Below are 25,391 nucleotides of genomic sequence, written 5' to 3' on the forward strand. Positions count from 1 at the left end.
TTCAGGCGAACTCTTCTTTTATATAAGAGCTTAACCGGTAAATTTACTCAGAGCACGCCAGTATTTGTCTTTAAACAAACTGACCTCTATTTCAAAGTTGCCTTTATATTTTTCAATCACTTGATCAATGACCTTGGATGGTTTTCTAAACTCTTTACACGCAAAATATATAGTTCTTAAGTGATTACCCGTTTCACGACCTATATTTAAATAGCCATCCACATCCTTAAGCTCTTGTAATAATGCATCTTCTATCAAATCCAGTAGTTCATAATCTGTAGACGCGGACATGCCATTTGAATGCTGACCATAATAAGAGATTTCAATCAACATCATCCATGGATGTGAGGCTTTTTGATCCCATGTTAAAAGTGTACGATTTAAAGTCGCCAGCAACGGTAGACCTTCATTGGTTTCACCTTCCAAACTGACAAATTCATCGGCATCCGTATTTGAACGGGTAATTTTGTCTAATCTTGAAATTTCACTACTTTTTAAAATTAAAATGTTTTTGAGCAAGTGAATCGGTAGCAATTCTTTTTCGGCATCTTGCTTAGACTGGACAGAAACATTGTCCAATTTGGTAACCGCATCGTACTCGCCCAAATAGTTGTCGAGGAAAATATACACAGCCTGTAAAAACGCATCGTTTTCAGCTGCATTATATTCATCATGTACCACGACCAGATCAATCTCATCGGGATATTCGGCTTGCTGGTTAAAATAAAAAGATAAAGTCTCCTGACTAAACTCATAATCATGCATATTAATCCCGACTTGATGAATATCGCTTTCAGGTTTAAGCGCAGTGAACTTCCACCCTGCAATCTCAGGTGCAGCTGCAATCAGCTCTTCCACAAAGACAATATTTGGAATGATGCCATCAGGGGTAAGAATTAATTCAGCTGTTTGTGGGGTTAACATGCCCGTCAGAAAAAAGATGCCGCAATGGACTTTTTCCAATTCAGGCGTCAATCGATCAAAGAAATCTCGCTCGATTTCAGTTTTACTGCCTTGATTCACAATGTGGTGAAAATGCTGTTGATGCTGCTGAAACCATTGCCAAAATGCAGTATATGCATTTTCATTCGCAGGCGTTTTTTTGTTTTGAGAACCCCATAATTTTTTTAAAAAGCTCATTTTTCTTTTCTCTTTTTTTCTATTGGTTTCAATATTTTTTGTGGTCTAAGGACTGTATCCATATATCGATGTATACAGTCCAATTAAACCTAAAACAGTATTATTGTTTCGCTTTCATTCCATCTAATTTTTTCAGCACTTCCGCCACTGCCACCATCGCAAAGCTTGAAGTCACCACCACCGCAGAACCATAGCCACCACAACGTAGGCCCGCACTTGGACACACATCTGCACTGGAAAATGGATTATCAATCGAATACACACAGCTAATGCCGAACTTTTCTTTTGGTTTTTTACAAATTCCCATGCCACGTAACTGGGTTCGAAGCTTCGCCAACATGGGATCTTGTTCGGTTTTAGACAAATCAGCAACTCGGATTTTTAGTGGGTCGAGCTTACCACCCGCTCCCCCCGAAACAATCAATGGGATCTTATTAAAACGGCAGTGCAACATCAGTGCTAATTTAGCTTTGACGTCATCAATACAATCTAAAATTAAGTCTGGTCGATGTTCTAAAATTTCTTTGACATTTTCTGGGGTTAAATAGTCATCGATCAAATTGATTTTGATCCGTGGATTGATGGATCGACAACGTTCGGCCATCACTTCAATTTTTTCATGACCCAAGGTTGAGCTCATGGCTGGCAATTGACGGTTAACATTCGAAGCCGCAATTGAGTCCATATCAACCAGTGTTAATTCTCCAACGCCTGTACGCGCTAAAGCCTCTACTGCCCACGAACCTACACCACCAATTCCGATCACCATGACATGACTTTTTTCATAATATGAAAAGGCCTCGTCTCCATAAATTTTGGCTACACCAGCAAAACGGCGGTCATATTCATCATGTTGCAGATCAGTCATGCGTACATCTATATCGGTAAAATCATGTTCATTTTACCTGAATACGACCTTGGATTGAATGTATCGCTACAAACAATAAAGCCCTGCTACTGACAGGGCTTTATTTCATTGAGATTAGGCTGCAATTAAATTACGCAGTACATAATGCAAAATACCGCCAGCTTTAAAGTATTCCACCTCATTCAAGGTATCAATACGGCACAACACTGTAAATTGGTCTTGGCTGCCATCTTCTCGAAGCACCTGAATATCCAAAGTTTGATGCGGCTGAATATCATCCGATAATCCATGAATCGAAAGTACTTCACGACCTGTCAAGTTTAAGGATTGGCGCGTTTGTCCATCGACAAATTGCAATGGCAATACTCCCATACCAACCAAATTCGAACGGTGAATTCGTTCAAAACTTTCGGCAATCACCGCTTTAACCCCCAATAAGTTCGTGCCTTTGGCAGCCCAGTCACGTGATGAGCCTGTGCCATACTCTTTCCCAGCAATAATGATTAACGGCGTATGTTGCTGCTGATAAAACATAGAGGCATCATAAATCGGCAAGGTTTCTCCTGTTGGAATATAGATCGTGTTTCCACCTTCTTCTCCACCGAGCATTTCATTTTTAATGCGGATATTGGCAAAAGTGCCTCGCATCATCACTTCATGGTTCCCACGTCGAGACCCGTAAGAGTTAAAGTCTTTGGGTTCAACCCCTTGCTGTTGCAAATAGCGTCCTGCGGGGCTGTCTTTCTTGATATTACCCGCTGGGGAAATATGATCGGTGGTGACCGAGTCTCCAAGCACAGCCAAAATACGTGCCTGTTCAATATTGGTAATCGGTTTCGGTGGCTTACCTATCTCTTCAAAAAATGGCGGGTGGCGAATATAGGTTGAATTCTCTTGCCAAGCATAGGTCTGACTTTGAGGAATCTGAATCTCCTGCCATGCTGCATCACCATCAAATACTGCGGCATATTCTTTATGGAACATCGCGGTATTTACGCTCTGTAGCGCATGATCAATTTCAGCCTGACTCGGCCAAATATCCTTCAAGTAGACTGCTTGCCCATCTTTGCCGAGGCCGATCGGTTGCGTGGTCAGGTCTGTACGGATATTGCCCGTCAAACCATAAGCCACCACCAAAGGTGGCGAAGCCAACCAGTTGGTTTTCACCAGAGGATGCACACGCCCTTCAAAGTTACGGTTGCCTGAAAGCACTGAAGCGACATTGAGATCATGGCACTGAATGGCTTCTTCAATCGGTTCAGGCAGTGGTCCAGAGTTGCCGATACACGTGGTACAGCCATAGCCAACCAAGTTATAACCCAACTCATCCAAATACGGTGTTAAACCTGCCGCAGCCAAATAGTCGGTCACTACTTTAGAACCAGGTGCAAGCGAACTTTTCACCCACGGTTTACGCTGTAGGCCTTTTTCAATGGCTTTTTTGGCAAGAAGTCCCGCGGCTAACATCACGCTGGGATTGGAAGTATTGGTGCATGAGGTAATGGCTGAAATGACCACATCACCATGGTTCAAGGGGTAGGATTTTCCATCAATGGTGCAAGATGGCTCCTCATGCGGTAGATTAGCTTTTTTAGCTTCAACAGCTGTGCCACCACCTTCATTTTCTAAACGCTCTTTCGCCTCTTTGGCGGGCTTTAGCGTTAGTTCCATCAAATCATGAAAAGTTTTAGGTACATCTGCTAGCAAGACACGATCTTGCGGACGTTTAGGGCCTGCCAAACTGGCCTGCACTGTGCTCATGTCCAAGCTCAACGTATCGGTAAAAACGGGTTCATCACCTGCATTTCGCCACAGGCCTTGCGCTTTACTATACGCTTCAACCAAATCAATCCGTTGTTGCTCACGACCTGTCAACGCTAGATAGTCCAAGGTCACGTCATCAATGGGGAAGAAACCACAGGTTGCACCATATTCAGGGGCCATATTGGCAATAGTGGCGCGGTCAGCCAAAGGCAAGTCGGCCAAACCATCGCCATAGAATTCAACAAATTTACCAACCACGCCTTTTTGGCGTAGCATTTGTGTGATGGTTAGAACCAAATCTGTTGCGGTAATGCCTTCATTGAGTTTTCCTGTGAGTTTGAAACCGATCACTTCAGGAATCAACATGGATACAGGCTGCCCGAGCATCGCCGCTTCAGCTTCGATCCCGCCAACACCCCAACCGAGCACGCCTAAGCCATTGATCATGGTGTTATGCGAATCTGTTCCCACCAAGGTATCAGGGAACGCAAAAGTTTGTCCCTCATCCTCCCCCAACCATACCGCTTGAGCCAGATACTCTAAATTGACTTGGTGGCAAATTCCTGTACCGGGCGGGACAACGCTAAAGTTATTAAAGGCCGATTGTCCCCAGCGTAGAAATTGATAGCGCTCACCATTGCGTTGCATTTCAATTTCGACATTTTCAGCAAAGGCATCTTTATCTGCAAAATGATCGACCATCACGGAATGATCAATCACCAAATCGACAGGGGATAAGGGATTTATCAAATTCGGATCGCCACCCGCTTGTGCCATTGCGGCACGCATGGCAGCCAAGTCAACCACGGCGGGAACCCCTGTGAAATCCTGCATCAACACACGTGCAGGCCGATATTGAATTTCTTGATCAGAGCTTCTAGTTTTTTGCCAATCGACTAGGGCTTGAATATGCTCTACTTTTACACTTTTTTGATCTTCAAAACGGAGTAAATTTTCGAGTAAGACCTTTAAAGACTTGGGTAAATGATCAATATTACCCAATGTTTGGGCGGCTTGAGGGAGGTTAAAAATTTGATAGGATTTTTCACCCACCGTGAGTGTTTGTAATGCATTGAAACTATTGATTTTGCTATATCTGGCCATTCGGTTGCCCTCCCAATATTGGCGAATGTATTTATTATGATGTTCTTTCTTTAATGTAAGCCTGTTTAGAAAAGAATGTGTTCCCTTTTGGTTATCTTATTTTTATCGAGATTATTGTCTTATTCTTCTAAAATTTTAAATGCAACGCAGCCAATGAGTTCTGCCAGAGTTGAGTTGCTAACGACCGCTCAGACTGATCCAGTGTCTGTGCGAGACTCTCCAAAACATAAGGTAAATTTACCGGTGTATTGCGGGTGGGATGCTCGGTCGATGTTTGACAACACAACGGTGTCATATCTGGACAGTCCGTTTCAATCACCAAATGTTCGCTACCAAGTGCTTGCACCACTTGATGCAATTTTTTGGCATTTGGATTGGTGATTTGTCCTGTTACCCCTATTTTAAAACCGAGTTTGACCAAGACCTTGGCTTCTTCCACCCCACCACTAAAGGCATGAGCGATACCACCAAATTTGAATTTTTGGGCTTTTAAAATAGCAATGCTTTCTGCATGTGCTTTGCGAATATGCAATAACACAGGTTTTTGATATTGCTGAGCAAGTTCCAGTTGTGCGGAAAAATAAGATTGCTGCTTGGCGAAAAGTGCAGGCTGTTTATGCTCTTTTAAAAAGGTGTCTAAACCAATTTCACCCACAGCTACGCAGTCCTGCTGCTGCAAAACCTGTTCTAAACGCTGTAAATGTTCAGTCTGATGCTGTTCGATATAAAACGGATGTAAACCTGGGGCAAGATAAGAGCATGGAACATTCTCCCAGCTTTTTAATTGCTGATGTGTCTGAATCAGCGCATCAAATCGTGATTCAAGAAAACCAATAAGGACCAGTGCCTCTACCCCAACACGTTTTGCTTGTTCGGCCAAATGTTGCCGATCAGTATCAAAATCGGCAACATCAAAGTGAGTATGGGTGTCGAACAGAGGCAAGCTCATGCTTGATTAACTCTTGGCTTCTGAAGCAGCCTGTGCGCTCTGTTTGGCTTTGGGTAAATACTCAGGCTTTAAAATTTTCTGGAGTTGATCATAACCAAGAGTTAAGCGTGGTAAACCCACCACATAAGGACCAATTTCATACTCGCCATATTGCAAAATTAGACCTTCAGTACCCAAGTAATAATTGTTACTCAAACTAAACTTCCACGCTTGCTCATATTCATCGACATTGGTCGCTAACTTAGAGTCGACGATCCAAGCACGAAAGGCTTCATGCGCTACTCTATTTAACGCCGCCTTCTGATTCGGCAACAATAGATCATCCAAACTCACCAGCTTTTGCTGCTTCAAGTCAAAATTATAATAATGCTGTGACGATGAACCATGTGCACCGCCTAAGTAGCTGCTGGTGTTCAATACCACCGTGGCCAAAGGATCTTTGGCATTTAGAATTTTCGGCTTAATCATCAAACTAATTTGATGGTTCGAACTTAAGGCTTTCAACTCTTGGTCTAAACCCAGAAAAGCAGCCAAATAAGGTTGAACTTGTTTCTCTAGTTTCAGTTTAGGGGTGATGACTTGGCCCACTACTGCAGGTTCAGAACTTGCCGCCACCGCACTTGATGCCGTGGTATCAGAACTGCTATGCATCGGCGAAATATCAATAATCTGCGAGAGATCTTTCACAATTTGTTGATCAATAAAATCATCAATAAATGCTTGATTACTTTGCAAACGATCAATGTTTAATTCAGGGCAAGCATTGCCATCACACTCAGGTAATTCGAATTGTAATTTTTCTGTGTCACCGACCAGCTTTAAGGCTGTTTCTGCCTCTGAAGCCGCTGTGGTTTGCGTTGCAGGAGTTTGAGGCTCTTTATCTTTTGGTTGGCAGGCTGTCAAACTGATGGCAGCTGCAAGTACGCTGATTGTCAATATTGTTTTGCTTTTTAACATAAATAACCTATTACCTTGTGAAGCCAGCTCTTGCTTTGGCCAATGCACTAAAACAACTGGGTATAGACATCGGCTTTTAATACCTGTTGAGTTTGTGCTTTCGTCAAATAAATATCAAGCTGAGTGCCATCTTTTACAATCTCATGAGTCCGATAGTGTAAACCAATGCCCTCTTGGTCAAAAAACCAATCTGCTTGCCCCCAGTACAACTTCGCTGGTGCAGATTTTCGCACTTCAGGTTCTTGTTTCTTCAACCAGTCTTGATACGCTTTTTGCACCAACACATTCATCGCCAGCTGCTGTTTCGGGTGAATTAAATCTAATAATGCCACCGCTTTTTGGTTTTTACGATCCGCAACAAAGAAATAATAACGTTCCTTAACATTTACATTCTCTTGATTGGTATCAACCCCAATTTGCATCAATACAAACTGATTGCGCTGATACGGTATACGCGTATACATCGCCAAGCTATAAGCCTTATTGCCCTTGAATTCAGCTTGCCATGTATCCGACTTTTTCACATAGGCATTAATGGCTTGCTGTAAGCTCATGTCTTGTTTTAAGCCAATCTGATCTTGAATCACTCGAGCCTGACTTTTGGCAATCCATTGGTTTAACCACGGATCTGCCGTTGTTAAGCTTTGCAGATCTAATTCAATACAATTCTTGGTTTCACAAAACGGTTGTGCAATATCAGCCGCTTGTTGCTGAATATTTAAATATGGTAACACTTCAGCCTGCTCTGTTTTAAATACCGAGCTTTTGGCATCTGCGTCTGTTTCAGATTGTTTAGAGGAGTCACATGCCGTCAATAAGACAGTCAAACTCACCAATATTGTATAAATAGCCTGTTTCTGCAACATGCGTCTTCCATGAAATTCATGATTAAAATAAAGTATCTTGCATAATAAAACAGCTTCACGAAGAAGCTGTTTTATTTTTTAACATCCCGATTAGTGTTCGCGGGTATTGCGGAACACGATGTCTGGATAGCGCTCTTGCATCAGTTGTAAGTTCACACGACTCGGTGCCAAGTAGGTCAAGTGACCACCACCATCTACCGATAATTGATCATGTGCTTTTTTCTTAAATTCATTGAATTTTTTGTCATCATCACATGACACCCAGCGCACAGTGTTAATGCTCACAGGCTCGTAGACGCAGTCGACTTTGTATTCTTCTTTCAAACGGTATGCCACCACTTCAAACTGAAGCACACCTACCGCACCGACAATCAAGTCATTGCTATTTTGCGGCATGAAGACCTGTGTTGCACCTTCTTCTGAAAGTTCTTTTAAGCCTTTTTGTAACTGCTTCGATTTCAATGGATCTTTCAAACGTACACGGCGGAACATTTCAGGGGCGAAGTGCGGGATACCCGTAAATTGTAGTTTTTCACCTGATGTAAAAGTATCGCCAATTTGAATCGTACCGTGGTTATGTAAACCAATAATGTCGCCCGGCCATGCCTCTTCTAGATGCTGACGATCACCGGCTAAGAAAGTCAAAGCATCACTAATGCGCACATCTTTATCTAGACGCACATGCTTCATTTTCAAACCTTTTTCATATTTTCCTGAACAAATACGCATAAAGGCAATACGGTCACGGTGTTTCGGGTCCATATTGGCTTGAATTTTAAAAACAAAGCCAGTAAAACCTTCTTCAGTCGCTTCAACCAAACGATTTTCTGTTGGGTGTGCTTTAGGTTCAGGTGCATAATTACTAAATGCATCTAACACATGGTCTACACCAAAGTTACCTAATGCTGTACCAAACAATACAGGCGTTTGACGACCCGCAAGGAACTCTGTGCGGTCTAAAGGCTCATTGGCCATTTGCACCAACTCTAGAGACTCTTCAAATGCCGCCCAAGCCAGCTCACCGACTTTTTCACGTAAGTCTGGATAGTCATAACCATCACGGACTTCGATTTCAGTAATGGTTGAACCAAAACCTGCTTTATACACATAAAACTTCTCTTCGATCAGGTTAAACACCCCAGCGAAGTCACGACCTGTACCAAGCGGCCAAGTGATCGGCACACATTTGATTTTGAGAACATTTTCAATTTCATCCAACAGCTCTAAAGGCTCACGGATTTCACGGTCCATTTTGTTCACAAATGAAATGATTGGTGTGTCACGCATACGACACACTTCCATCAGTTTCACGGTACGATCTTCAACACCTTTTGCACCATCAATTACCATCAAAGCTGAATCGACCGCCGTTAAGGTACGATACGTATCTTCAGAGAAATCTTCGTGTCCCGGCGTATCCAGCAGGTTGATCATCTTGTCTTTAAAGGGAAACTGCATGACAGAGGTGGTGATCGAAATACCACGTTCTTTTTCCATTTCCATCCAGTCTGAAGTCGCAGCACGGTCCGATTTACGGCTTTTCACCATACCAGCAATCTGAATGGCTTGTCCCCACAACAGCAATTTTTCTGTCATGGTGGTCTTACCAGCATCGGGGTGGGAAATAATAGCAAAAGTTCTACGAGCCGCTACTTCTCTAGCTAATTGATCTTTAAACATAAGGGAAATCTTCAATAGGTACACGGTTTTGTACACACTTATAAATGTGTATCCAACCCGTAAAGTGATAACTTAAAATTGGCGCAATTGTAGCAGATTTATGAATGAGATTTTATTGATAATTTTCCCTTAACCCACCAGCGCAGTACATCGCATTCGTCGTCAATTCGGATGCTTTCCCGCTCTGGTAGAGGATAAGAATAGAACGCTACAGCGCTATCAGCTACAACTTAGATGTACAGAAACATTGTTTGATCCGATCTGAACATACACTTAATCACGCTGCATCCAATGACAACTCGGAGTAAAACTTCCGTTGCCCCTCATACATCAAGCATTATTTTATCTTGTTTAAGCCTAATCTGAGGCCATTTTATAAACTTCATTCAAACTCTGGATATACGAAGCTATATTTCCCTGTTTTTATACGTTCTACTATAGCCAAAGGGGGCATAACCACACCTATTTCTGCTTTACGGTTTTCTCCCTCTAGGTTTCCAACATAAGTAAATTTATCATCATTAATGTGCCATACAAACCAATTGTGAGAAATTTTTATTGGTTCTTCCCCTACCATAACACCATAATCATCTGTGTCTCTGAATAATATTGTAGAAGTTCCACCCACATCAGATATGTTTCCAACTTTCTCCCAAAGATTCATTTTTATGCCAAATTTAGTGACGCAATGTGCATAAAAATCGACATCATCACTAACGATATCCAATAATGTAGGAGTTGCATGGATAGGGTATACTTTTTTAAATGCTCTGATCACATCACTATTTAATTGTGTTAAATCAAAAGCAATGAGCTGGAAATATTTTTTCACCTCATTATCCAACTTTACAGAAAAACATCACCAACCTTAGTAACGACTCTAACCATAATTATTTAATTCCAAATTGTTCCCAATGTTTTGAACTGAACAGCTTGGTATACGGACAACAGGACACTAAAACGAATAGATTCTAAAGAATGCATAAAAAGCCGATATCACTAGATAGAGGATTTTGCGAACACTGCTTATTTTTTATTAGACTCTCAACTGAATTACATCACCATAAAAGCGATCAGCCATCGGCACAAATTGTAGATATCGCTTAATTGAAATAAGTTGACGACGTATACTCAAACTCTTCTAAGCGCTTAACATCCATAGGCATACCCAACAAATAGCCTTGTAATTGCTGACAGCCTAAACGCGATAAAATTTCCATTTGCAAAGGACTTTCTACACCTTCTGCCGTCACGACTAAGCCTAAGCGAATCGCTAGATGAACAATACTTTCTAAGATCATTTCATCTTTTGAGCCAACAGTCAGCTCATGAATAAAACCGCGATCAATCTTCAACTCATCTACAGGTAGGTTTTTTAAATATAAAAAGCTAGAATGTCCTGTCCCAAAGTCATCAATCGCCAAACGAATCCCCATTTCACGTAAACGCTGTAAGGTACGAATGCTAGCTTCGATATGGTGCATGGCCGTACTTTCAGTGATTTCAATAATTAAATGATTTGGATTGACTTTGTATTTATCAAAAAGATGCTCAAGATTATTAAATAAATGCTTATGCTCAAACTGCACCGCCGATAAATTCACAGCAATTGGATACAGTTCAATTTTCTCTCGTTCCCAGATTTGCAGTTGTTTACATGCTTGCTCCAAAGCCCAATACCCCATTTGGATGATCAGTCCCGTTTTCTCCGCGCCTTTAATAAACATATTGGGGGTCAGCAAGCCTAAAGTCGGATGCTTCCAGCGAATCAACGCCTCGACTCCACAAATCCGTTGATCTTGGATGGTAAATTTAGGCTGGTAATACAAAACAAACTGTTGTTCTTCTACTGCTTTATATAAGTCATTGATCAGCTTAGTTTGGCTTTTCGCTTCTTGTTGGTCAAAGCTGTAGTTAAAAATAGAATAGGTATTTCGTCCCTGATATTTTGAGGTCAGCATCGCTGCATCGGCATTAATCAATAAATCTTGCAAATTACTACCATGTTCGGGATACATCGCAATACCAATACTCGCAGACACATTGATTTCTTTACCCGCAATCAAAAAGCTATCTTGAATCAACTCCAGCACGTGCTCCGCCATTTGGCACGCTTGCTCAGGAGTGGCCTGCTCCAGCACCATCAGAAACTCATCCCCACCAATTCTGAGAATTTTTTCATTTTTACTTAAGTGACGATGAATTCGTGTGGTCAGTTGAACCAATAATTGATCCCCAACATGATGCCCAAAGACATCATTTACGGCTTTAAAGCGGTCTAAATCGATATATAAAAAGGCAATGCTTTCATTGCGGAAGCGTTGATCTGTAAACAAAAAATGGGCGTATTCCGCCAAATACAATCGATTGGGCAGCTTGGTTAAATTGTCCTGTACAGCCTGATTTGCCAGCTCTTTATTGGCCAGAGAAAGTTGAATATTGCGCTCTTCTAAACGCTGCTCCAGCACCGCAACAACAAATGCTGCCACCAAAATCAAACAGGTAATAAAGATAACAACAAATAAAACGATGCTTTGACCTGCTTCAAGGGTCATGACCAGTTTGTCACTATTGGTTGGATAGAACGAGACTGCAAGCATACCAGTATAATGCATACTTACGATGGTCAAGGCCATCATCCCTGCAACATACCATTGGTACAACAGTTTTTTGCTGACCGCACTTTTATATTTAAAGATCAGCCAAAAGGTTAAACCCGAGCCACTGATGGCAAGTAAAATAGAGAAAACTGTCAGCAAGGGATCGTAAACACTCTGATAGCCCTCAATAATCAGACCCATCATGCCAGTATAATGCATGCCCGAAATACCAAGCCCCATCAATACCGACCCCAAAACCAATCTTAAAAAAGGTAAGGTCTGACGCGTGGTCAACCAAATTGAAAAAACAGATGCAATAAAAGCAATAAAAAAAGAAAGAATTGTCAGTGCAGGGTCAAAATAACTATGCGTCGGCAAATCACAAGCCAACATGCCCACAAAATGCATGGCCCAAATGGCACAGCCTAAGAAAAAACTACTGAGTAAAATGAGCGCTGTTTGAAATTTTTTACGCCAAGCACGAAATAATAAGCGTTCGGTCGACACTGCAAAAAAACACGCCAACAATGCCACAACAATTGAACCTAATACCAAACTAAAATCGTAATGCACATGCATCATATAAAATGTCCGTATTAATTTCTCTAGGACTTACGCATTGACGGATTCAAAAAAGTATTAAAATACTTTATAAAGTATCTGTGATCAGACGAATTAAACATGCTTCTACAGCAACTTGTACATTACCCATTTATATGGGCTTTCTCATGACAGAACCGAACTCTATTAGCTGCACACAACTTGCCGAGACTTATAACATCTCGCATGATAGTGTAAATCGCTTTCTAGAACGTGAAGACTACACACCTCACGACCTATATCAAGAAGCAATTCAACATATTGATAATAATAAACTTATAGTCAGTATTGATGATACTGTTTTAGATAAACCCTATAGTCAACATATGGACTTGGTTAGCTATTTTTGGTCAGGCAAACACCACCGATCCGTCAAGGGTATTAATCTCATTACCTTGTATGCGACAGATCAGAATGGTCAAAATATTCCAATTAATTTCCGAATTTATGACAAATCTGAAAGTAAAACCAAGAATGATTACTTTATGGATATGTTAAGTGAAGTACTCAGTTGGGGTGCAAAGATTCAATTTATTACAGGTGATAGTTGGTATTCATCGACTGGAAATCTAAAAACCATAAGAAAATATGGTATTCGATTTATGTTTGGTATCGACTGTAACCGTAAGGTTTCCCCAGAAAAAGGACAATGGTTTCAACTGCGTTTATTGCCAAATTTCCATCAGGGTCAAGTGGTCTGGCTCAAAGATTTTGGCTTTGTACAATTATTTAAGACTCAGTTAAAAGAACAGCAGAGGTTTTATATTGTGCATCAAGATGAAGATGATTTATTGTCCTTTGAGGGTTTTCATGAATTACATTCAAGTCATTGGAAAATAGAGCAATATCACCGGGTGATTAAACAGGTTTGTCATATTGAAAAGTTTCAAGTAAGACGATCTAAACTGATTTTGAATCATATTTTTTCAGCCTTGATGGCCTACGTCGAGATACAAAAGAACCAGTTTGAGCGGATCTTTGAAAATGTATATCGTTGGCAGAAGAAATTATTTAGACCAGTTATCAAAAACTTCATTGATGACTTTATTCTCGATAAAAATCATCTGCTACCACAGAGAATCTATAAATAATAGTGCGTAAGTCCTATTCTCTTTTTCTTCATTTATATCCTTTTTATCAAAGGCGAAAAGCATTACTACCCGATTAAGAATCTTATACAAACAGGTTCAGGTCAAGAAAAAATCACAGAGATATCATTAGAATTTATAGATTTATTTTACCTAGCAGATTGCTTTGGCAGCCTGCCAATCCCACATTTGTGTTTTGAATCACAATTTAAATAAAAAGCCAGTCGAAACTGGCTTTTTAATACATTGCGTCAGAGATTAAACTATTTTGCAGTGCCTTTTTGCAACTTGGCATAATCTAACAAGACATTTGCAGATTCAGTCACAAATGCTTCCTCTTCAGGCAATGCAGGACGTTGATTCGCTTTCATTTTAGCGCGTGCTTCAACCAAAGCTTCCATAGAAGCTTGATAGCTTTCCCAGTTTGCATAAGGCTTTTGTCCTGCAATCTGACGGCGCTTGTTTTCCGAGTCTAAAGTCTGTTTTTCCAGTGCCAACAATTCAGCTTTACGTTGATCAATATCTAAAACCACACGTTTTTGATCTTCGGTCTTTTTCGAGATGTCTTTACGCTGTTCAAGATAGTTAAACTGCGGGTCGACTTTAACGCGTGCTTGCGACAGCTCACCTAAACGTTTTACATACGGTGTGATACTGCCTTCACGTTTAAACGGCGCAGTTGGAATCGTATCCCATTCAAGCGCATTTTTCGCTTTACGCTCACCAAACTCTTCATTGTAAATATCTACCAGCTTCACGTCTGGAATCACGCCTTTGTTCTGCGTACTGCCACCCGTTACACGGTAAAACTTACGTTGCGTTAGTGTCGCTTGACCATGCGCCAAGTTGTCGAGCTGAACTTGTGCGGTTCCTTTACCTGTGGTGGTGCTACCAATCACAATGCCACGTTCATAGTCTTGAATCGCAGCAGAATAAATTTCGCTTGCAGATGCAGATGCTAAATTCACCATCACTGCCAATGGACCCGCATAGGTTTGCGCACCATTGTCATCGTCTTCGAAAACGCTCACATTGCCATTACCATCTCGAATTTGCACCACAGGACCTGACTTAATCACCTGTCCAAGCATGCGAGCCACTTCTTCAAGCGAACCCCCTGGGTTATTACGTAAGTCGATAATAATCCCTGAGACATTCTTGGCCGCTAAAGTTTTCAGCGCATTGTTGGTATCTTCAGATACAGAGCGATATTCTGTGCCCGCACGACGTGCACGATAGTTCAAATAGAAAGACGGAATTTCAATCAAACCAAAGGTGTATTGTTGTCCATCACGCGTTACATTCACGGTACGTGAACGTACCCCAGCATCTTCTTCTTGAATGACGTCACGGGTAATGGTCACATTACGTGCTTGGCTCATCGGCGCACCTGAACCGAGTAACCGTATGGTGACTTTGGTACCACGTTTACCACGGATTAAACCCACAATTTCATTGCTCGGCCAACCGATGACATCCACCATTTTTTCGCCATCTTGTGCCACACCAATGATGCGGTCACCCGACTTCACCTGTCCTGACTTGCTCGCTGGACCACCTTCCACAATGGTTTCGATTTTGGTGTAGTCTTCATTGCCCCGTTCAGGTCGAATCGACACCCCAATCCCTTCAAGCTGCAAAGTCGTCTGGCGGTTCAATTCCATTGCATCGACAGGTGGGAAATAGTTACTGTGCGGATCATAGGTAAGCGTCATCGCATTGAGTGTTTTGTCTAACACATCATCACTTTTCACCCGTGAAATACGTTCTAACTGGCGCATATAACGCTTGGTTAAGGTTTGTACTGGGGTTAAATCTTCCGAGCTAGTGAGATCTTGTCCATTGGCCAATTCTGGGTTGGCTTTAAGCGCTTTTTGCTTCGCCAACTCTTCTTCTTTGCTAATGGTCAAATTAATCAGCTGCGAAACCAACATTTTGTTCCAATGCTGACGCTGCGCCGCTTCATTGGCAAAATACGGTGCCTTTTCACGATCCGTTTCGATATAAACATTGGCTTGTTTTAAGTTCTGCGGCTTTTTCAGCTCATCCAGCATATAGGTATAAAACTGGGTCAAACGATCTCGATACTGTGCATGAATCGCATACGGTCCACTTAAGTCCCCTGCTTTTAAAGCCGCACCTAAGTTTGAGCCATATTTACGCTTATAACTCTCTACTTCAGAGGCAAGAAACAGCGAATGGTCTGGATCTAAACTGTCCAGATAGAAATCGAGAATACGCGCCGATGTTTTCGCATCTAAACGTTGATTGAGATAATGTTGACGGTCAACCAAGGTCGCCAGTTGACGAGACACCAAAGCCTGCTCCTGCGACGGAACAATAGCTTGTTTGGTTACAGCGGTAGTTTCAGTCGCTGCAATGGCTTCATTAATGGCATGAGTGAAAAAGAATCCACCCGTTGCAATTGCAACCGCACAAGCAATGGTTTGAAGTTTCATAAATAATTCTTAGTTCCTTGGTTTTTGACCAAAATTACAATGTCATTTTTCGACATGAATTGAGAATATTCAAAATCTTAAACAACTTAATCTGTTTATGTCGTGTAGTTTTATCATAATCTGTGCTGACAAAATGTAGCAAATCATTGCAAAATTCGGGTATTGTTTTCGACGACCTGTTTCGCTCTCATTTCAGAGCCAAAACAGTCACTGACCAAAAAATCAAATACGGACACCCAATATGATTGGCGCATTGATGCTCGACATCGCAGGCACAGAACTTACTCAAGAAGATATTGCACTATTACAAGCACCGCAAGTCGGTGGCATGATTTTATTTGGACGAAATATTGAATCTCCTGCACAAGTTCGCGCCCTCACCGACCATATGCGCCGAATTCGTCCTGATATTTTGATTGCTGTCGATCAAGAAGGCGGACGCGTTCAACGCTTAAAACAGGGCTTTAGCCTACTTCCAGCAATGGGTAAGTTTGGCGAGCTATTCTTAAGCGAACCTGAAAAAGCCTTAAGCTTGGCAGAACAATCTGGCTGGTTGATGGCAACAGAAGTTCTTGCCGTCGGTATCGACTTTAGCTTTGCCCCTGTACTCGACCTCAATGACATCAGTGATGTGATTGGTGACCGTGGCTTTGCCAAAAATATTCAAGACATCGTACCGCTGGCCAGTGCATTCCTAAAAGGGATGAAAGCCGCAGGCATGGCATCAACAGGCAAACATTTCCCCGGTCATGGTTCAGTCAAAGCAGACTCACATGTCGCAGCAGCCATCGACTCACGCACGTATGATGAAATTTATGCCAAAGATATGCAAACCTTTATCAAACTGATGCCGCAGTTAGACGCACTCATGCCTGCCCATGTAATTTATGACCAAGTCGATCCAAACCCAGCAGGTTTTTCGCCGTATTGGATTCAAACCGTGCTACGTCAGCAACTGGGCTTTGATGGTGTCTTATTCTCAGATGATTTAAGCATGCAGGCCGCATGTGTTGCAGGTGGTGCAGATTCCCGCATTCAAGCCGCACTCCATGCAGGCTGTGACATGGGACTGGTGTGTAATGACCGAGCATCCGCATGTGTAGCCTTGGAGGGAATCAACCAACTGGCGCTGCCAAACCAAGCTCGCTTAGAACGCATGCGTGGTCAGATTCCAAATATCAGCGTTCAATCGACACTGCATTTAGGTGAAGATTGGGCCAAAGTACGCGACCAAGTGGAACTGTTTAGATTAAGTTAAGCACTTCATCTTTGACCATTTCAACCGCGATATTTCGGACAAAGGGACATCACAAGATGTCCTTTTTTCATTATGATAAACTCAAAATAAATCAACAGGCTTGCTCTGCATTGCCCAAACAACAACGCTAAAACAACAAAATATCAGGTACGGATACCATGACAGATGCTTTATCGGCTCATCGCCACATCTCTTTTACTGCACACTATACAGGCTATATTTGGTATAGCATGGGCATCTCACATCCTGTATTTGCCACCCGCAAAGGGAAGTTACTGGCCAAACTGGTGCATCCACTCGAAAGCTGGGCTGAGAAATATGTCGGTGGCAGTATGCGCACGACCTTAAAACAGCGTCATCAAATGATTGATGATCACCTCAGCACACTAATCCAGCAGCATCCAAACTTACAAGTTTTAGAAATTGCCAGTGGCCTGTCCCCACGCGGCTGGAGCTTTCGCCAACAGTATCCTGAGATTGACTATCGTGAACTCGACTTACCAGACATGGCACAAATGAAAACTCAGGCCTTAAAACAGATCGATCAGACCAGTCCAACGGTTCTCTCCGCCGACTTATTTAGCGCAGATTTTGCCCGTGCCTTTGAGGTGTTTGACCCAAACCGCCCTTTGGTGGTGGTGAGTGAAGGTCTGATCAACTACTTTAGCAAAAACATGCTCGCTCAACTGTTACAAGGCATTGTCCAATACGGACAGCAGTTTGATCAGTTATATTATCTGACTGACCTCTACCCTGAACCTGTGAAAAATAAGCTGGCTAATTTTATCTGGAGCAGTAGCAAGCTTTTAAAATGGATGTCTCGTAGCGCCTTTGGCTTTCACTTTGTCAGTCCGCCTGAAGCGGCTCAGTTTTTCAAACAAGTAGGCTTCCACACTGTTACCGTTCACCAACCCACTTTAGCTTTCAATAGCACTCAGTCTGACACTTCAAACTTAGATCAGCAGGATCACTTAGGCGACTTGGTCTGGTTGATACATAGCCAATGGCAAAAGCCCAATCAACCCGAGCAATAAACTTAGTCCCCATAAAAAAACAGCGATGACACGCTGTTTTTTATTTTTGACTTTCACTTAACTCACGGCTTCGAGCAACGTCTGTTCTTGTTTCTGACGCCCCACAAAGCGAAGCAGTCGCTCCGCGAGTTCAAAACTGCCATGTTTAAATAAGGCACGAAGGTGCGGTCCATCTTCGGCAAAAATTAAACATTCAATCTGAAACTCGCCTTCGTCATCGCTCAAGTGCAAAGCTAAATCACGCGGATATTTAGCCGCCACAGCAGCCAAGTCTGACTCAAAACGTAAAAGCACCCCAAAGTAGTTCAAATCCATCACTTCTGTCGCAATCACCAAATCCGAATGGCGATAGCTTAAAAAGGTTTCAGGGTGTTGAATCTGAACCCGCTCTTCACCACGGCGCTCCATTTCCAACATTTGTGCTCGACTAAAGGGGATAATCCCGTCTAAGTGTTGAATGGACTCGTCCTTCAGAAACGTCGCAAACAAATGCATGGTTTCTTTACGGCGTTGTAGCTGTGGCACATGGTCTGCATTGGCAATTTGCGCATATTCCATGTCAGGACATTGCAATGCAAAATTGGCATTTTCATGTGGCAAAGTAAAACTGTCATATTGGCCACAGGCCACCAAGACTTTACACTGTGGAATCGGCACATCGGTGAGGCGAAGCAAACGATTGCAGTTGATTTCATAGCGCTCTTGTTCTGTTGCGGTAAACTCCGCCATCTGTCTGAAGAACAAACGCTTGGCTGTGGGTGACATTCTGGTTTTATCCATTTTGGCATGATTGACCAAATACAAAATCACTGCCTGACCAAACTCATCCATGCGTTGTTCACGCATTAAATGTAACGATTCCTCCAGCAACATCCGCCAGCTTTTACGGGTCTTTTGCATAACGCCCATTAAAATCATACGGTCAATCAGCTCTGGTCGTTGATCGGCCAGACAAGATGCCACCACTGAGCCCAGTGACATGCCCATCACTGAAACTTTGTCTAATCCTTCAATGTCGAACCAAACACCGAGCATTTTCGCGAGATCACCCAGTTCTAATGTTCCTGCAGACAAGCCCGTATCGATATTACGAATTTGTTGATTGGCACCCATTGAAGGCAGATCAATCAGGACAATCGGACCGGCATCGAGCAGTTGCTCAACACAGTATTTGTAGGAATTAAAGTTTTGAAACGCCCCACCAATAATCACGATAGGAGTGCGATGGAATGACTCTGGCCGAGCAATCGCCATGTATTCGACTTTCCAGCCCTCAATCCATGTGGTTCGTGCAGGTTCTTTAAAGCTGTTACGATGGTAAACATCAAAAAAACCTAAGCGTAAATTAGCGTCATACAGCTCGGCATCCCTTTGAATCATAGAATTCATGTTCCTTCCCTCTACTCTTGCCTATACTTTTTGTTTTGCAAGAAATGCACGATCACGCCTGTCAACGATAACAGGGTGTTCAGTGTTGTAATAATTATGCAAGGACTTCATGTCCTAAAATTCATTCTATACAGAGCACTGTTTTACACGCAACAGATTGTGTAACCGCTCATCATGTTTTAGATAAAAAACAATTTCAAAATATGTATAAGTCCGCCTATACGCTGGATTTTTCATGTAGAGACTATGCGGTTGAGTGTTAGGCTGTTACTATCTTCTGTGAAATTTCTAAGTGATCAAACCGCTATGCAAGAGTCGATTGAACAATATATGCAAACGGTAGGACAGCAAGCACGTCAAGCTTCTCGTATTTTGGCGCGTGCCTCTACCGAAACTAAAAACAATGCGTTGTCAGCTATTTATACTGCTTTAGTCAACAGTGAGCCCACTATTTTAGCGGCGAACCAAGCAGATATGAACAAAGCACACGGCAACAACTTAGACAGTGCTTTACTTGATCGCTTAGAACTGTCTCCCGCACGCTTTAAAGGCATGTTGCAAGGCTTAAAAGATGTGATTGGCCTCAAAGATCCTGTTGGTGAAATCACCGATATGGCCTATCGTCCGTCAGGAATCCAGCTCGGTAAGATGCGCGTTCCTTTAGGCGTAGTTGGCATGATTTATGAGTCTCGCCCAAATGTGACCTTAGAAGCCGCCTCTTTAGCACTGAAGTCTGGTAATGCCATTATTTTACGTGGTGGTTCTGAAGCGCTCGAATCCAATAAAGCCATTGCTGAAGCCATCCAACGCGGTTTAAAACTGGCGGGTTTACCTGAACATGCGGTTCAAGTCATTAACACCGCAGACCGCACAGCCGTGGGGCAACTGATTACACTCACTGAATTTGTCGATGTGATTGTTCCACGTGGAGGCAAAGGCCTGATTGAACGTATCAGCAATGAAGCCCGTGTCCCTGTGATTAAACACTTGGATGGGAACTGTCACGTTTATGTTGAAGCGCAAGCTGACCTACAAAAAGCCCTACCGATTGCGCTCAATGCAAAAACTCACCGTTACGGCGTATGTAATGCCATGGAAACTTTGCTGGTCGATGAAAAAGTCGCAGATGAGTTTTTACCGCGTGTCGCTGAGCTCTACACTGAAAAACAAGTGGAGTTGCGCGGCTGTGCTGAAACTCAGCGCATTTTAGGTGCGGCAGTCAAAACGGCGACCGAAGAAGACTGGTACACCGAATACCTCGGTCCAATTTTAGCGGTAAAAGTGGTATCTGGTATGGAAGAAGCGATTGAGCATATCAATAAATATGGCTCACACCATACCGATTCAATCATTACAGAAAACTACTCTCTAGCTCGTGAGTTCTTGGCCGCTGTGGATTCGAGTTCTGTCATGATCAATGCCTCGACCCGTTTTGCCGATGGCTTTGAATATGGCTTAGGTGCAGAAATTGGCATCTCAACTGATAAAATTCATGCCCGTGGCCCAGTCGGCTTAGAAGGCCTGACTTCACAAAAATGGATTGTGTTTGGTGATGGTCAAATTCGCCAATAACTCATCCGACACATTTTAAATATCTATGTTCAGCTCTTTCCAAAGGGCTGAACATTTTTTATATCTAAACATTCTCTGCCTCTGCGAATCCTTAAAATCTAGAGGAAATCATGCTTTTTTTGATGGTCACGTTGATTGTGCATGTGATTATGTCTGGATCTAAAACGACATATCAAAAATAAACAGGAAAGCCACAATATATTCAGCTCTTTTCAGCAGATAGCGTGTTATTTTTAAAGGGTTGAAGCTGATAAATAATTCAGCATCATTTCATGAATAAATGAAAATCATGAACCGATAAATTTTAATTATTATTCATGAGACGGTCGATAGTGCTTAAGTCTAATCACCTAAAGTCTATCTAGGACTAAAAATATACACATGATACAACATAAAAAATGATCAAGATTGCATAAGAACGTACTGCATGAAGATCAGTTCTAGGACGGATAATTCAATTAGAATCAGGTATTAAAACGTGTCTACATCAGTATTAGTAATTAACTGCGGATCTTCATCAATCAAATATGCGCTCGTTTCTGAACGTCGTGAAGATCGTATTTTCGGTTTAGCTGAGAACTTAGGTTCTGCTGACGCTCGTATCAAAGGTATTACAGCGGGTGGTCAACCCCTTGAATTGTCTATTCCACATGCCGATCATGAAAAAGCATTGGAAACCATCTTAGAACGCCTTTCACATTATAACCCTCAAGCCATTGGTCACCGCGTAGTACACGGCGGCACATTGACCAAAGCTGAGCTTTTAACAGAAGAAATTGTAGAACGCATTCGTGCAGCAACACCACTTGCACCATTACACAACCCTGCGCACTTGGTTGGGATTGACGCCACTATGCGTTTATTCCCAGAGCTACCACAAGTGGCGGTATTTGATACAGCATTCCACCAGACTATGCCTGCACATGCTTACCGCTATGCTGTGCCAAAGTTCTTATACACTGAACACAATGTCCGTCGCTATGGCTTCCATGGTACGAGCCATGCTTATGTGTCTGAACGCGGTTCAGAACTGGCAGGTAGCTTTAAACAAGGGGGCTGGTTAACTGCACACTTGGGCAATGGTAGCTCTACTTGTGCGATTTGGAATGGACAAAGTGTAGATACCTCAATGGGTTTAACTCCACTTGAAGGTGTCGTAATGGGCACACGCAGTGGTGATGTCGATCCAAGCTTACATAGTTTCCTTGCCAATAACCTAGGCTGGGACATTTATAAAATTGATAAAATGTTGAATAGCCAATCGGGCTTACTCGGCCTGTCTGATCTATCAAATGACATGCGTACTTTGATTGAAGCCTCTGAACAAGGCAATGAAGATGCGACTTTAGCTATTGAAGTGTTCTGCTACCGCCTCGCAAAATCATTGGCCGCACTGAGCTGTGGTCTACCACGTCTTGATGGCTTGTTCTTCACGGGTGGTATTGGTGAGAACTCGGCATATATTCGTGAAAAAACAGTCGCTTTCCTACCGCACTTTGGTTTTAACTTGAGTAAAGAAGCCAATGACAGTTTAAAACGTGGTACCGAAGGTCGTATTGATACAGGTACAGGCCCGCAAATTTGGGTTATACCGACCGATGAAGAAGGCCGTATTGCCAAAGAAACTGCATCCGTGGCCGATGAGGTGATTCAAACTGCTGCAAAAAAGTCTGAAGACAATGTAGCGATCGCTTAAGCGGTCGTTACATTCCCTCAAGTCTGTTTTAAATTATTGTATGACGAATAAATATATGAAAACGATTTTACTTGTGCCCACTGGGGAAGGCGTCGGCTTAACATCCGCTTGTCTGGGTTTGGTTTATGCGCTGGAATGCCAAGGTGTTAAGGCTGGATTTTTAAAACCTTTTTCTCAAGAACTGACTACAGGTGCAGACCGTACCACAGCGCTCTATCACCATGTTTCAAAAAACGAAACCGTTGAACCGATTAGTTATCACACCATTTTGCAACAACTCAGTGCAGGTGAAAATGATGAGTTGCTTGAAGATGCGGTTCGTTTGCACCGTGCTATTGCGCGTAAGCATGACCTGATTATTGTTGAAGGCTTAGTCCCGAATAGCCGAGATTCTTTTGCTTCTGAACTAAATGCACAACTTGCGCAAGCACTCGATGCCAAAGTCATTATTGTCAGTAATGCAGACATTAACAAGCCAAGCGCGACGGCTGAAAAAGTCGATAGTCAACTACGCTACTTTGGGGGTGCGAGTTCAGAGCGAACTGCGGGTGTGTTATTGATGCGCACCAAAGGCTTGCCCGATGACTCAGCACACATTCCAGTGACGTTTGACCCAAGTCTGCGTTTAATCAGCGATACCAATAAATTTATAATTGAGCTCCAAAAGACCCATCCAAAGCTCGGATCAGACAAACTCCCTGTAATAGGCTTGGTTCCGTTTAGCAACACGCTTAGCGTACCGCGTATGTCGGACTTGGCTTCACACATTCAAGCGGAATGGATCAATCAAGGCGACGCTAACCAACGTCGTGTGTTGCATAGCAGTTTGATTGCATCGAACATTGAGCACGAACTTCATAAGTTTGTCGCAGGCGAGCTGATCATTAGTGCATCAGATCGTATCGATGTGCTTTTGGCATCCAGCTTAGCCAGCAGTAACGGTATTCCACTGGCAGGTTTGGTCCTAACTGAACACCATACACCAAACGAGCAAGTGCTTGCGTTCTGCCAAACAGCGATTAAGCAAGGCTTACCAATTTTACATACAGCGCTCAGCACGTTCGACACGGCGCAGAGCTTAGCCAATCTCAGCAATGAAATTCCGGTCGATGATACGGAACGTGCTGAACAAGTCACTCGTTTTGTTTCGAGCCATATCAATGAAGAATGGTTAACGGCAATGTTGAATGGCTCGTACCAACCTCGTCTCTCGCCTTCGGCTTTCCGCCATGAGTTGGTCCAAAAATCGATTGCTGCGAAAAAGCGGATTGTTCTACCTGAAGGCGATGAGCCACGTACAGTTCAAGCAGCAGCTATTTGCCAATCTCGTGGCATTGCACACTGTATCTTATTGGCAAAACCTGAAGCTGTAGTAGAAGTGGCTAAAGCACGTGGTATTGAGCTTCCACATGATTTAGAAATTATCGATCCAGATTTGATTCGTGAAAACTATGTCGAAAAAATGGTGGAACTGCGTAAAGGTAAACTGAATGAGCTGCAAGCGCGTGAACAGCTGCAAGACACAGTCGTTCTGGGTACCATGATGTTGGCGCTCGATCAAGTCGACGGTTTGGTTTCAGGTGCAATACACACCACAGCCAATACTGTACGCCCAGCCTTCCAACTGATTAAAACAGCGCCTGAGTACTCACTGGTCTCTTCCGTGTTCTTTATGCTGTTACCCGATGAAGTCTATGTGTATGGCGACTGTGCGATTAACCCAGACCCAAATGCCGAAGAGCTCGCTGAAATTGCGATTCAATCGGCTGATTCAGCAAAGGCCTTCGGCTTAGACCCACGTATTGCAATGATTTCATACTCTACGGGTACCTCTGGTGCTGGAGCTGAAGTTGAAAAAGTCGCTGAGGCAACACGTATAGCGAAAGAACGCCGTCCTGATCTATTGATTGATGGCCCACTTCAGTACGATGCAGCATCGGTTGAAAGTGTCGGACGCTCGAAAGCACCTGATTCTAAAGTTGCAGGTCGTGCCAATGTGTTTATCTTCCCTGACTTAAACACAGGCAATACGACCTATAAAGCCGTGCAACGCTCTGCCAATGTCGTAAGCGTCGGCCCAATGTTGCAAGGTTTGAACAAACCTGTAAATGACTTGTCTCGTGGTGCTTTGGTGGATGACATCGTGTTTACGATTGCACTCACTGCAATTCAAGCAGAACAGCAAGCAACAGCTTAAAGTAACTTGATGTGATCCAAACCATCCAACTGAGCAGTTGGATGGTTTTTTATTTTATAGCGCTCAACAATATGACCAAAGCTTAACTTCTATATATTTACGAACATAGCCCAAACACAGATAAAACAGTAAGACTTTACTTTTCAGACACTTAAACAATATACTCAAGC

At 42.7% G+C, this 25,391-nt stretch carries 16 protein-coding genes and 1 pseudogene; 6 read left to right on the forward strand and 11 right to left on the reverse strand.

The window, feature by feature from the left end; all coding sequences use genetic code 11:
- Window positions 1-30: 30 nt before the first annotated feature.
- The 9 genes and pseudogenes from AC4MDD_RS15010 to AC4MDD_RS15050 form a co-directional block, all read right to left on the reverse strand.
- The gene (locus AC4MDD_RS15010; RefSeq protein ID WP_005400792.1) at window positions 31-1,140 is read right to left on the reverse strand and encodes a DUF695 domain-containing protein; all 1,110 of its coding nucleotides are present in this window, start codon (window positions 1,138-1,140) and stop codon (window positions 31-33) included.
- Between the two features lie 100 nt (window positions 1,141-1,240).
- Window positions 1,241-2,008 carry a tRNA threonylcarbamoyladenosine dehydratase gene (locus AC4MDD_RS15015; protein ID WP_005400793.1) on the reverse strand — a complete coding sequence of 256 codons (768 nt, stop codon included), beginning with the start codon at window positions 2,006-2,008 and terminating at the stop codon, window positions 1,241-1,243.
- Window positions 2,009-2,122: 114 nt separating this feature from the next.
- Window positions 2,123-4,876, reverse strand: coding sequence for an aconitate hydratase AcnA (gene acnA, locus AC4MDD_RS15020; protein WP_491881951.1), 2,754 nt, complete (start codon window positions 4,874-4,876; stop codon window positions 2,123-2,125).
- A gap of 127 nt (window positions 4,877-5,003) precedes the next feature.
- A complete protein-coding gene (locus AC4MDD_RS15025) occupies window positions 5,004-5,819 on the reverse strand; it encodes a TatD family hydrolase (RefSeq protein WP_171054248.1) in 816 nt (271 codons plus the stop codon).
- A 12-nt stretch (window positions 5,820-5,831) separates the two neighbouring features.
- Complete coding sequence (locus AC4MDD_RS15030; protein ID WP_005400796.1) at window positions 5,832-6,782, reverse strand: RsiV family protein; 951 nt, start codon at window positions 6,780-6,782, stop codon at window positions 5,832-5,834.
- 47 nt (window positions 6,783-6,829) lie between these two features.
- Window positions 6,830-7,648 carry a hypothetical protein gene (locus tag AC4MDD_RS15035; RefSeq protein WP_005400797.1) on the reverse strand — a complete coding sequence of 273 codons (819 nt, stop codon included), beginning with the start codon at window positions 7,646-7,648 and terminating at the stop codon, window positions 6,830-6,832.
- 90 nt (window positions 7,649-7,738) lie between these two features.
- Complete coding sequence (locus AC4MDD_RS15040; RefSeq protein WP_005400798.1) at window positions 7,739-9,328, reverse strand: peptide chain release factor 3; 1,590 nt, start codon at window positions 9,326-9,328, stop codon at window positions 7,739-7,741.
- Window positions 9,329-9,710: 382 nt separating this feature from the next.
- Window positions 9,711-10,216 (reverse strand): annotated as a pseudogene (locus tag AC4MDD_RS15045) (hypothetical protein).
- Between the two features lie 215 nt (window positions 10,217-10,431).
- Window positions 10,432-12,510 (reverse strand): bifunctional diguanylate cyclase/phosphodiesterase, encoded by a 2,079-nt coding sequence (locus tag AC4MDD_RS15050; protein ID WP_005400800.1) that lies wholly within the window; start codon window positions 12,508-12,510, stop codon window positions 10,432-10,434.
- 80 nt (window positions 12,511-12,590) lie between these two features.
- On the opposite strand from AC4MDD_RS15050, the gene AC4MDD_RS15055 reads away from it, so the two are divergent.
- Window positions 12,591-13,619 (forward strand): IS701 family transposase, encoded by a 1,029-nt coding sequence (locus AC4MDD_RS15055; RefSeq protein ID WP_007116247.1) that lies wholly within the window; start codon window positions 12,591-12,593, stop codon window positions 13,617-13,619.
- 260 nt (window positions 13,620-13,879) lie between these two features.
- Here AC4MDD_RS15055 and AC4MDD_RS15060 read toward each other — a convergent pair whose 3' ends face one another.
- A complete protein-coding gene (locus tag AC4MDD_RS15060; protein WP_005400801.1) occupies window positions 13,880-16,075 on the reverse strand; it encodes a carboxy terminal-processing peptidase in 2,196 nt (731 codons plus the stop codon).
- A gap of 241 nt (window positions 16,076-16,316) precedes the next feature.
- Between AC4MDD_RS15060 and nagZ the strand changes: the two genes are divergently transcribed.
- Window positions 16,317-17,333: a beta-N-acetylhexosaminidase gene (gene nagZ, locus AC4MDD_RS15065; RefSeq protein WP_005400802.1), complete on the forward strand. Its 1,017-nt coding sequence runs from the start codon at window positions 16,317-16,319 to the stop codon at window positions 17,331-17,333.
- Between the two features lie 158 nt (window positions 17,334-17,491).
- Entirely contained in the window at window positions 17,492-18,367 is an 876-nt protein-coding gene (locus AC4MDD_RS15070) for a class I SAM-dependent methyltransferase (protein WP_183173540.1), read from the forward strand.
- Between the two features lie 57 nt (window positions 18,368-18,424).
- On the opposite strand, the gene AC4MDD_RS15075 is transcribed toward AC4MDD_RS15070, so the two are convergent.
- Window positions 18,425-19,756 carry an alpha/beta fold hydrolase gene (locus AC4MDD_RS15075; RefSeq protein ID WP_176537142.1) on the reverse strand — a complete coding sequence of 444 codons (1,332 nt, stop codon included), beginning with the start codon at window positions 19,754-19,756 and terminating at the stop codon, window positions 18,425-18,427.
- Window positions 19,757-20,062: 306 nt separating this feature from the next.
- Between AC4MDD_RS15075 and AC4MDD_RS15080 the strand changes: the two genes are divergently transcribed.
- The 3 genes from AC4MDD_RS15080 to pta all read left to right on the forward strand — a co-directional run bounded on the left by AC4MDD_RS15080 (window position 20,063) and on the right by pta (window position 25,221).
- Window positions 20,063-21,328, forward strand: coding sequence for a glutamate-5-semialdehyde dehydrogenase (locus AC4MDD_RS15080; protein ID WP_005400805.1), 1,266 nt, complete (start codon window positions 20,063-20,065; stop codon window positions 21,326-21,328).
- Between the two features lie 478 nt (window positions 21,329-21,806).
- On the forward strand, window positions 21,807-23,024 hold the full coding sequence (locus AC4MDD_RS15085; RefSeq protein ID WP_005400806.1) for an acetate/propionate family kinase: 1,218 nt from the start codon (window positions 21,807-21,809) through the stop codon (window positions 23,022-23,024).
- Between the two features lie 55 nt (window positions 23,025-23,079).
- A complete protein-coding gene (gene pta, locus AC4MDD_RS15090; RefSeq protein WP_039890250.1) occupies window positions 23,080-25,221 on the forward strand; it encodes a phosphate acetyltransferase in 2,142 nt (713 codons plus the stop codon).
- The last annotated feature ends 170 nt before the right edge of the window (window positions 25,222-25,391 follow it).

The sequence above is a fragment of the Acinetobacter sp. CAU_H_29a_1 genome (genome assembly GCF_058599505.1).

Excerpts from the sequence above, each read along its gene's own strand:
- AC4MDD_RS15010 (WP_005400792.1), bottom strand. The coding sequence starts at position 1,140 with ATGAGCTTTTTAAAAAAATTATGGGGTTCTCAAAACAAAAAAACGCCT.
- AC4MDD_RS15015 (WP_005400793.1), bottom strand. The coding sequence starts at position 2,008 with ATGACTGATCTGCAACATGATGAATATGACCGCCGTTTTGCTGGTGTA.
- acnA (WP_491881951.1), bottom strand. The coding sequence starts at position 4,876 with ATGGCCAGATATAGCAAAATCAATAGTTTCAATGCATTACAAACACTC.
- AC4MDD_RS15030 (WP_005400796.1), bottom strand. The coding sequence starts at position 6,782 with ATGTTAAAAAGCAAAACAATATTGACAATCAGCGTACTTGCAGCTGCC.
- AC4MDD_RS15035 (WP_005400797.1), bottom strand. The coding sequence starts at position 7,648 with ATGTTGCAGAAACAGGCTATTTATACAATATTGGTGAGTTTGACTGTC.
- AC4MDD_RS15040 (WP_005400798.1), bottom strand. The coding sequence starts at position 9,328 with ATGTTTAAAGATCAATTAGCTAGAGAAGTAGCGGCTCGTAGAACTTTT.
- AC4MDD_RS15050 (WP_005400800.1), bottom strand. The coding sequence starts at position 12,510 with ATGATGCATGTGCATTACGATTTTAGTTTGGTATTAGGTTCAATTGTT.
- AC4MDD_RS15060 (WP_005400801.1), bottom strand. The coding sequence starts at position 16,075 with ATGAAACTTCAAACCATTGCTTGTGCGGTTGCAATTGCAACGGGTGGA.
- nagZ (WP_005400802.1), top strand. The coding sequence starts at position 16,317 with ATGATTGGCGCATTGATGCTCGACATCGCAGGCACAGAACTTACTCAA.
- AC4MDD_RS15070 (WP_183173540.1), top strand. The coding sequence starts at position 17,492 with ATGACAGATGCTTTATCGGCTCATCGCCACATCTCTTTTACTGCACAC.
- AC4MDD_RS15075 (WP_176537142.1), bottom strand. The coding sequence starts at position 19,756 with ATGAATTCTATGATTCAAAGGGATGCCGAGCTGTATGACGCTAATTTA.
- AC4MDD_RS15080 (WP_005400805.1), top strand. The coding sequence starts at position 20,063 with ATGCAAGAGTCGATTGAACAATATATGCAAACGGTAGGACAGCAAGCA.
- pta (WP_039890250.1), top strand. The coding sequence starts at position 23,080 with ATGAAAACGATTTTACTTGTGCCCACTGGGGAAGGCGTCGGCTTAACA.